Source organism: Campylobacter sp. RM9334 (assembly GCF_020138145.1).
Lineage (GTDB): Bacteria > Campylobacterota > Campylobacteria > Campylobacterales > Campylobacteraceae > Campylobacter_E.
This window is the reverse complement of sequence record NZ_JACGAX010000036.1, coordinates 1-10,035: the sequence shown is the minus strand read 5'-3', so window position 1 is coordinate 10,035 and position 10,035 is coordinate 1. Positions and strand designations below refer to the sequence as shown.

General features: G+C 24.0%; 9 protein-coding genes. All 9 read right to left on the bottom strand.

Features of this window, described 5'->3' with window-relative positions; all coding sequences use genetic code 11:
- Window positions 1–712, bottom strand: a 712-nt coding sequence (locus AVBRAN9334_RS09925; RefSeq protein WP_336607721.1) for a sulfotransferase family 2 domain-containing protein, incomplete at its 3' end; no start/stop codon positions are given.
- A gap of 2 nt (window positions 713–714) precedes the next feature.
- Window positions 715–1,308 carry an adenylyl-sulfate kinase gene (gene cysC / locus AVBRAN9334_RS09920; RefSeq protein ID WP_214117962.1) on the bottom strand — a complete coding sequence of 198 codons (594 nt, stop codon included), beginning with the start codon at window positions 1,306–1,308 and terminating at the stop codon, window positions 715–717.
- 8 nt (window positions 1,309–1,316) lie between these two features.
- Window positions 1,317–3,032: an SLC13 family permease gene (locus AVBRAN9334_RS09915; RefSeq protein WP_336607720.1), complete on the bottom strand. Its 1,716-nt coding sequence runs from the start codon at window positions 3,030–3,032 to the stop codon at window positions 1,317–1,319.
- Window positions 3,029–4,402, bottom strand: a complete 1,374-nt coding sequence (gene cysN, locus AVBRAN9334_RS09910) for a sulfate adenylyltransferase subunit CysN (protein ID WP_336607719.1) — start codon at window positions 4,400–4,402, stop codon at window positions 3,029–3,031. Before cysN ends, AVBRAN9334_RS09915 begins: the two co-directional genes overlap by 4 nt.
- Window positions 4,402–5,301, bottom strand: a complete 900-nt coding sequence (gene cysD, locus AVBRAN9334_RS09905) for a sulfate adenylyltransferase subunit CysD (RefSeq protein WP_214117965.1) — start codon at window positions 5,299–5,301, stop codon at window positions 4,402–4,404. Before cysD ends, cysN begins: the two co-directional genes overlap by 1 nt.
- A gap of 14 nt (window positions 5,302–5,315) precedes the next feature.
- Window positions 5,316–7,802 (bottom strand): glycosyltransferase, encoded by a 2,487-nt coding sequence (locus AVBRAN9334_RS09900; protein ID WP_214117966.1) that lies wholly within the window; start codon window positions 7,800–7,802, stop codon window positions 5,316–5,318.
- On the bottom strand, window positions 7,795–8,286 hold the full coding sequence (locus tag AVBRAN9334_RS09895) for a hypothetical protein (protein WP_336607722.1): 492 nt from the start codon (window positions 8,284–8,286) through the stop codon (window positions 7,795–7,797). The genes AVBRAN9334_RS09900 and AVBRAN9334_RS09895 overlap by 8 nt, the downstream gene beginning before the upstream one ends.
- Window positions 8,265–8,648 (bottom strand): hypothetical protein, encoded by a 384-nt coding sequence (locus tag AVBRAN9334_RS09890; protein WP_336607718.1) that lies wholly within the window; start codon window positions 8,646–8,648, stop codon window positions 8,265–8,267. Before AVBRAN9334_RS09890 ends, AVBRAN9334_RS09895 begins: the two co-directional genes overlap by 22 nt.
- The gene (locus AVBRAN9334_RS09885; protein WP_336607717.1) at window positions 8,645–9,997 is read right to left on the bottom strand and encodes a hypothetical protein; all 1,353 of its coding nucleotides are present in this window, start codon (window positions 9,995–9,997) and stop codon (window positions 8,645–8,647) included. The genes AVBRAN9334_RS09890 and AVBRAN9334_RS09885 overlap by 4 nt, the downstream gene beginning before the upstream one ends.
- Between the last annotated feature and the right edge of the window lie 38 nt (window positions 9,998–10,035).

Below are 10,035 nucleotides of genomic sequence, written 5' to 3'. Positions count from 1 at the left end.
ACTGATAGTATTGTTCTAATCGCAGTTTATTTAAATATTTATTTTTATAGTGAATTTTTTTATAAAAATAATCATTATTGTCATTATGTTTTATAATATAATTATTAGACTCTATATCATAATCAAATATATAAAAATCTTTTTCATAAACTTTTTTTACAATATTGTATGTTTCAGCATCATAGTAATTTCTAAAGTCTTTATGTTCACTTTTATTGACCCATATCATATTTCTAGAAATATTTAGAATATTTAGTATTTTTTCAAAATCATTATTTAAATTTTCATAATATCCAACAAAATTAACTATTATTTCATCATGTTCATTGCATAAAAATTCACATTGTGGAATAAAGTGATAATATTTCAATATTTCTTGTTTTATATTTTCATTTTCTAAATCTTTTATAAATTCTTTAAAGTTATTGTATTTACTTAAATGTAATTTAGACCATTCTAAATCATTGCCTCCTGCTCCACCATTTTTTAAATAATGATATGCTGAACATATTCTATCATACGGATTTCTTACAAACCCAAATGAAAAGTATTGATAAAATTTTTCTTTGTTGTATTTTACATATTGTATCGCTTTTTTATGTCCTACAAGCCATTTATCTGTTTCAAATATAGCCCTTTCTATACTAGTACCTGCGACTTTTGGTACATGCACAAATATACATTTGTATTTGTCTTGAAAATCTTTAAACAATTCTATTTCCTTAAAATATTATCTTCTAAATATTTTACTATAATATTAACATTATAATCAATTTGATTAACACCAATTATAATTTCCGGTCTTTCTGGTTTTTCATAAGGACTTGTTATACCGGTAAAGTTTTGAAGTTCTCCGTTTCTTGCTTTTTTATATAACCCTTTTGGGTCTCTTTTTTCACAAATATCTAATGGGGTATCTATGAATATTTCTATAAATTCATTATCATCAACTAGACTTCTAGCAAAATCTCTATCTGATTTAAAAGGGGATATGAACGCACTTATAACTATAATTCCACTATCAACAAATAGCTTACACACTTCAGCTATTCGTCTTATGTTTTCAACTCTAGATTGTTCATCAAATCCTAAATCTTTATTCAAACCATGTCTTATATTATCTCCGTCAAGTAAATAAGTATGGTACCCTAATGTATGCAATTTTACCTCTAGAGCATTAGCTAATGTAGATTTTCCACTACCACTAAGCCCTGTTAACCATACTATGCAAGATTTTTGGTTTTTTAAAAATGCTCGTTTTTGTTTTGTTAAACTTTGGTTATGCCAAATTATATGATTATTATTCATTTATTATCCTAAAAATTAAAAAATATAGGAGTAGCTATTATTACTACACTAGAATATATTATAGAAATAATCCAACCTATTTTAAGAAAATCTTGTAGTTTATATCCGCAAATAGAGCTGACCATTAAGTGTGTTTGATAACTATGTGGAAATAAAAATGCAGCACTCGCACCATATGCAACTGCAAATATAAATGGAGTCGGATTGGCATCAAGAGCTATTGCAGAGCTATACGCTATAGGAAATGATAAAGCAGCCGCAGCATTATTTGTCATAATTTCTGTTAGTAGTAGTGTAAATAAATAAATACCTATAAAGCTTCCATATACTCCATAAGCCCCAAATATATGAGTTATTAATACACCTAAATCATCTGCTAATCCACTATTTACTAATACTTTTGTAATAGCTAATGATGAACCTATAATTATAAAAATATCAAAAGGAAATTGACGTTTAATTTCGTTTATAGTAATTATTTTAAAAAATACAAGTAAGCATAATAATATTAGCATTGCTTTTAATAATGATACCAACTCCAAAGCAGACAATGCAATTGAAAGTACAAAACCTAAAAATACTAAAATACTTTTTGCTTTACTTAATTTTTTATTTTGATTAATACTTGAAAGTATATGAAAATTTTTTGCTATATTATCTCTACTTTTGAAATCTTTTCCAACACTTAAAATAAGCCTATCGCCAACTTCTAATCTAGTATTTCCTATTTTTGATATATTTTGATTTCCTCGTTTGAAGGATATAATGCTTGCATTAAATTTTGTCCTAAAATTACTTTCTTTAACACTTTGACCAATAAGACTAGATTCTTGGCTAATAAGCACATCAACAAGTTCTAACTCATTTGATTGCACTGCTTCTTTACCTATATTAATACCTTTAAATTTATGTAACATATTAATATGTCTAATATCGCCACTAAAAATTAAAATATCATTTTCTTGTATTATTTCATCTCTACTAACTGGATTTATTATATAGTCGTTTCTTTGAATTTCAAATAAAAATAAATATTCAAGTTTTCTTAAACCATTATCTGCAATGCTTTTCCCAATTAAGTCACTATTGCTTAACACCTTAGCGCTAATTAGATGTTTTTCTTCTTTAGTATTTTCCATTTCATATTTTGGTAATAGTTTGTTAAAAATTATAATTCCTATTAAGCAAAATATAGAAATTAAAAATCCAACATAGAAAAAATCAAAAATTTTTAAGCTTGGTAGATTATTTTGCATAACAAATGAGTTGACTACTAAATTTGTTGATGTACCTACCAAGGTCATAGTACCACCTAAAATTGAAAAGTATGATAATGGTATTAGTAGTTTAGAAGGAGGTTGGAATTTATTATTTTTAATAGCACCCATAAAACTCGCAACTACAGCTGTATTGTTTAAAAAAGCTGAAATCCCCATACTTATTATCCCAAGCTTTAATAGCGAAAATAGATAGTTTTTATTTATTATAAGCTTTGACATATAATCTATTATTATACTTTTTTCTATAGCTATTGATACTAATAAAAGAATAATTAGTACAATTAAAGAATTGCTAGTATAAGATACTAGCCAAGAATTTAAATCTAAGTATCCAATAATATAATAAAATATAGCAAGAATACCAAATAATATAGAAGGTTTTATCTTACTAAATATTAGTGATAATATCAGTACTAAAATACTGCAACCTACAATAATTTTCATATTTCTTTACACTCCCACTCAGGATATTGAGTTCTAATGTATTTGTTTAATTCTATTTCTGCTTTAGTATATTGTTTACAATTGTTTGTAGTATTTAGTATTTTTTCAATCATACCAGCTGCTATAGTTTGATTTGTATATTTATCGATTAATATAAAAGAACCTAAAAATTTATTTTCTCTATAAATTTTAAGCGCTAACTTTTCTTCTAGATTAATTTGGCATAGTGCTATATCGTTTAGCATAATTTGATCATTTTGTATATTTTGCAATGTATTTATATCTTTTTTATATAAAATTTCTTGCACTTGTATAGTTGTTATATTATTTGCAATTTTTATATAATATCTTTGATCTAGCTCTAGCTTTTTATCACTCATCCATATGATTGTCGCTTGAAAGTTATTGGTTATTATTGCTTTATTGTTTAGGCTTGCGATTAGGTTGCCTCTAGAAATGTCTATTTCATCACCAGTAACAACTGTTACACTATCAAAACATCTTGCTTGTTTTTCTTCAAGCATAGTGTTAGCTTTAATTATTTTTTTTATAGTAGTTTTTTTATTAGAAGGTAGTATAACAACATTATCACCTTCATTAATGTTTCCGCTTATTATATTTCCACAAAATCCTCTAAAATTCAAGTTTGGTCTATTTACATATTGAACAGGAAATAAAAATTCATCATTATTTGTCTTATATATTTCTAAGTTATCTAATAATTTAAATAACGTATCGCCAGAGTACCATTGTATATTACTACTACTTGTAACAATATTATCTCCATTTAAAGCTGATATTGGTATGAAATTTATATTAATATCGTTGTTTAAATAAGGTATTATTAGTTGATAATCATTGTATATTTTTTTAAATATTTCTTGACTATAGTTTACTAAATCCATTTTGTTAACAGCTATTATAAATTGTTTTATACCCAATAAAGAAGCTATATAAGAATGCCTTTTGGTTTGTGGAAGTACACCTTTGCGTGCATCTATTAATATTATAGCAATATCTGCATTACTAGCTCCAGTAGCCATATTTTTTGTATATTGTTCATGTCCAGGAGTATCTGCAATTATAAATTTTCTTTTTATTGTGTTAAAATATCTATATGCAACATCAATTGTAATACCTTGTTCTCTTTCGCTTTCAAGTCCATCTACTAGTAGTGCAAAATCTATATTACCATTTTGTGTACCAATTTTTTTACTATCTTTAATTAAAGAATTTAGTTGATCTTCTAAAATCATTTGAGAATCATATAGCATCCTACCTATTAATGTTGATTTTCCATCATCAACACTACCGCAAGTAATAAACCTGCATAATTCTTTATCTTGAATTAAATTGTTGTCATTTGTCATTAAAAATACCCTTCTTGCTTTTTCTTTTCCATACTTGCTTTTTCATCAACATCTATCAATCTTCCTTGTCTTTCACTTGCATTTGATAACAATAGTTCTTGTATTATTTTTTCCACATTATCGGCTGTTGAATTAATAGCACCTGTTAGTGGATAGCATCCTAGCGTTCTAAATCTTACTATTTCTTCTTTTGCGTTTTTGACTAAATCAATGGGCATTCTATCATCATCAACTAGAATTTTAGTACCCATATATTGAGTAACTAGTCTAGGTTTAGCAAAATATAAACTAGGAATTTCTATATTTTCTAATAATATATAATTCCATATATCTAGCTCTGTCCAGTTGCTTAGAGGAAAAATTCTAAAAGATTCATTATTTTTATGCTTAGCATTATATATATTCCATAATTCTGGTCTTTGATTTTTTGGATCCCAACGATGGTTGTTATCTCTAAAAGAATATACTCTTTCTTTAGCACGAGATTTTTCTTCATCTCTTCTGGCTCCCCCAAATACTGCATCAAATTTATAAATATTTAGCATTTGTCTAAGAGCTTCTGTTTTAGCAATATCTGTATGCATTGATGAACCATGTATAAATGGGGATAAATTTAATTCATCTATTTTTGGATTTTGATATACTATCATCTGCATACCTAATTCTTTGGCTTTTTTATCTCTAAATTCTATCATTTCTTTAAATTTCCATTTTGTATCAACATGAACCAAAGGTATCGGTGGTATTGCTGGATAAAATGCCTTTTTTAACAAATGCAACATTACAGAACTATCTTTACCTACGCTATATAGCATAGCAGGGTTTTGAAATTCAGCTATTGCTTCCCTTATAATAAATATAGATTCAGCTTCCAACATTTTTAAATAGTTATTTTGCATAATTTATTACCTTTCTAAAGTTTAAATAAAAATATTTTTTTAATTTTTGTTATAATTTTATTTCCTAATACATATTGTTTTGGTAGTTTATTATTTGGTATTATATTTAAAGTTTTTAGGTTTAAGAAATATTTTTTTTGTCGTTTATAATTTCTATAGATACTAGTAAGATATTTTGGGATAAATATAAAACTAAGCTTATGGTTGTTTAGCCAATACAAATAAACCCCTAGCCTGTAAGATAAATGTAGTCTAATTTTTAACTCTATAGTTTTATTTATATTAAAGATATTTTTTAAATAGTTATTAATAAAAATTAATTTTTCAATATCTTCATTTTTGTATTTAAAAAATTTCATTAATAATATGGTTTGATTTATATAATAAGGTAACATAATTTTTGCCAACTCTTTATATTGTTTTCTTTGTTGAAAAAATTGCACTAGCTTATATGTCGTATCACAATACCCACTAAAATTATAATAATCTTTTGCCAAAGCTTTATCTTTAAATAAGAAATGATAATACTGCTTTATATGTTCGCTTATTTTTACTGCCTGATTATTAAAATTACATGAACTTCCATTTCTTACTCTATAATTGTAAAAAATTTTGTTGTAAATTTGAATATTATTAGATTCTAAAAAAAGAACAAGACCAAAATAGTGATCTTCCGCATAACCATTAGTAGGAAATTTAAGTTTTATTGCTTGCATTAGCTTAAAATCAATCATACCATCTACCATAAATGCAAACTGACATATTTTATTATCGATCATTAATTTAGCGAAATTCATAGAACTTATGGTTTGATTTTGGGTTATATTAAATCTTTTCATTCTATTCCAATTTGGTAATTCTCCGTGATAGTTTTTATCTGCAAACATTTTAAAATTAAACCATATTATTTCACAATTACCTATATTATCAATACATTCTTTAAAACAGTTATTTTCTATAGTATCATCACCATCAATAAACATAATATAATCTGTTTTTATATTTAAATATTCATTTGTAATATTATTTTCATTTGTATAAATATTTTTAATTGCAGACTTGTTTAATACTTTGAAGTATTTATCACTGATTTTTTTTACTTTTTTTGCTTCATATAACAAGTCAAGACCTAAATTCCTACTTTTGCTTTGACCTTCATTATTTTTATCAACCACTATAATTCTATTATCTTTATAGGCATAATGTTTGGCTATGTTTAGTGTATCATCCATACTGCCGTCGTTAATTAAAATTAAATTAAAATAAGGATAAGTTTGATTTAATATAGAGTCTATACACTCAGGTAAAAATTCTTGAATATTATATATTGGTATTATTACGCTGATTTGTTTTTTTGTATTATTAATAGTCTTATTATATGTCTTATTTACTTCGTTATATAATTTTTCCATGTGTGGTAGTACTTCAAATACTTTATCTTTTATAGATAATGGATCAATTTGGTAATTGTTTATTTCATTAGCCCATTTTATTAAAGGTTTGTAAAATATTTTAATAAATTTATGTTTAATATTTTCATCTATATTAAGTTTGTCTATTTCTTTATGTACCTCAATTGCTGTAATTGCCAATGAAGAATCTTTATAATATTGCTTTGCTGTTAATATGTTATTATTAAAGATATTATATAGATATGCTACTGATTTTGATAAATTGCTCACATCAATATTTTCATTATAGGCCATAATACTATTTGGTCTGATTCTGTAAATATATAATTTTTGATTTAAAATATATATATTATTTGATTGAACATATAGCATTTTTCCGTAGTAATGGTCTTCATGTATTATATTGTTTATAAACTCCAATTTGATATTTTTTATATATTCTAATGATACCATTCCATGTCTTCCAAACCAAAACATATTTTTATTATTGTCTTGTAATAGATCTAGCCATTCATTAGCAGTAATTTTATAACTCTTATTTATATTATACAATTCATGATGTGTTTTTTTATTTTGTGTTTCTATTCCATCATATAAAAATTCAAAATCAAACCACACAATATCATTATTATTAGCAACTTTTACACATTCTTCTATAGTATTTAATTTTATATAATCATCAGAGTCTAGAAATATTAAATAATCTACATTTTCATACTTTAACTTATTATTTTTATAAAAAATTTGTTTTATATTATGTTCATCTTGATTTTTAGTTTCATATATATATAACTTATCATCATATATATAATTTTTTAAATAATATTTTTGTAACAACCAATTAACACCAACATTTCTAGCATTTCCTAATCCACCATTTTCTTTATTTATTAGTACTATTCTATCATCAAGTTTTACAAATTCTTTGGCTATATTTAATGAGTTATTATCAGTGCTTCCATCATTAACTAATATAATGCTTAAATTTTTATGTGTTTGATTTATAACTGAGTTTATACATTCTTTTAAGTATTTTTCTACATTATATATTGGGATAATTACACCGACTTTAATATCATTATTATCCATTGTCATCCTTTAAAAATTTATAGTATATTTTTAAAATAAAATCTTGATTTAGCATTGATATATCTATTCTATTTAGTAATGTATTATTTATATCTATACTATTAATAAAATCATCTAGTCTAATAAGATTTCCATATTGATTTTTTCTTTGATTTTTTATATAAGGAAAATGATAATTATTCAATTCTGTTCTTATTATATTGTGATGCTTATTCAACCTAAGAATTTCAATAAGTTTATTGCCTACAAAGTCTTCAAAAATTAAATTATCATTTTTTATTAACCAATGATCAACAACATCTCTAAAAATAATATTGGTATTATATGTCTCTACAAATACAATGTCATCTTTGATTACAAAATTAATTCTTGGTATAGATACAACATCGTTATCATGTTTTATCAAATAAAACATGTTAAATAGTTTTTTACCATCATATATATGATCACAATCAATTTTTATCATCCATTCCCCTTTTGGTATATAACTTTTAACCCAATTATAATAAGTAGATAATTTATTATTATGTTTAGGGGGGGGTTCATACTGGTTGATATTTGATAAGGATATTTATACGCTTGAAAAGTTGGAAATTTTTTACAGAAATTTATTATAATTTCTTCACTTCCATCTGTGCAGTCATTATATCCTATTATACCTCTTTGTATAGCAGGTAAAATTGAATACAAACTTTCTTCCAATGTATTTTTTTCATTGCATACCCTAATAAAAGCCCAAGGGTTTAATGGAGATTTGGTATTTTTACTTCTTTGGTCTAGCTCGAAATAACCTTTATGTGTATTACTACTTTTATGATGATAATAATATATATCATTTGAATTCATAAGTTTTGTCCTTGTTTTTTAATTATTTTCATACCCTGAATATAGTCTTTATATTTAGTAGATAGTTTTAAATTATCTTGACTTATTTCTTTTATTAATTTTATAGTTATTTTTTGTTCTTTATAAAATATAAAGCAGAATATAAATTTAAGTATAGCTATTATATTTAATTTATTATTTTTTAAATCTTTCATATACTTACCTAGTTTATAAGCTTTTGTGCTATCTATAATTAAATCTATATCATTCATTAAATTATTTTGTTTATAGTTTTTTAACCATTTTATATCTTTTTTTAAATCTAAAATAACTTTATTTTTTGAAGAAATAATATCAAATATACATTCTTTTATGTTTGTATCTAAGGTTTTGTTTTCAGTACTTGTTATGTTTTTATATATAAATTTCTGATTATTATTAAAATAGATGTTTTCTAAATATTCATTATCTTTTTTATAATATTCTCTTACATTGTTTATTATTTGGTTGCTAAGTTTATAACTATGATTTTTATTTGTAAAATACTTATTAATAAATTTTAGTATATCACCTCTTAAGTGGTTTTGTTTAAAATTGGTAAATAATGGAATTTGTTTATTGATATATAATAGTAGGTCAACTCCGTATATATCAAGTGATTTATTGCTATTTTTATTTTTAATAAAAGCATTGTTGTTTTTTATATTTATTTTATCTAGAAAATCTGTTATTAAATCATTATCTTTAAAATATTTTTTATCAAAAATTGTTGCTGCTATATTCTCTTGTCCGAATACATCTTGCCAATTTTGAATAGTATTCTTATGGTCACAAATAAATTGAAAGTGTGTAATATTTTTTTTATATCCTTCTTCATATTCTAGTTTATAATTATCTTTTAGAGTAAAGTCAAAATCTTCATTTATCTCACTCCATTTTATAGCTTCTGAAAATAAAGAATTTATTAAATCTCCTTGCTCTCTAAGATAAACAATAATTTTAAATTTATTAATACCTAGTTGAATTAAAATTTTTTTTAACTTTTGAATTTCTTCCTTAGTATTTAACCTAGAGTGTATTAATTCTGACGTAAAAAGTATATTTGTTTTGCCCTTCAGCTCTAGTTTTAAATTATTAAATAGCGTAGTTTTATATTTGTTAAATTCCTCTTTATCTAATAGATTATTGGTTATTTTAAAAGAATCTATTTTATTATCATCATATGCCAATACCGCTAAAGGCCAGTGATTATATCCTAATGAATGTGGAATATATACCTGTTCTTGCAGTATTTTATGATTGTTATTGATAAAATCTTGTATTGTTGTAGAGCCAGTTTTTTCAGTACCTATATGCAAATATGCTTTCATTAGTTTGCCCTTTTTTGTATACATTAATATATTGAAAT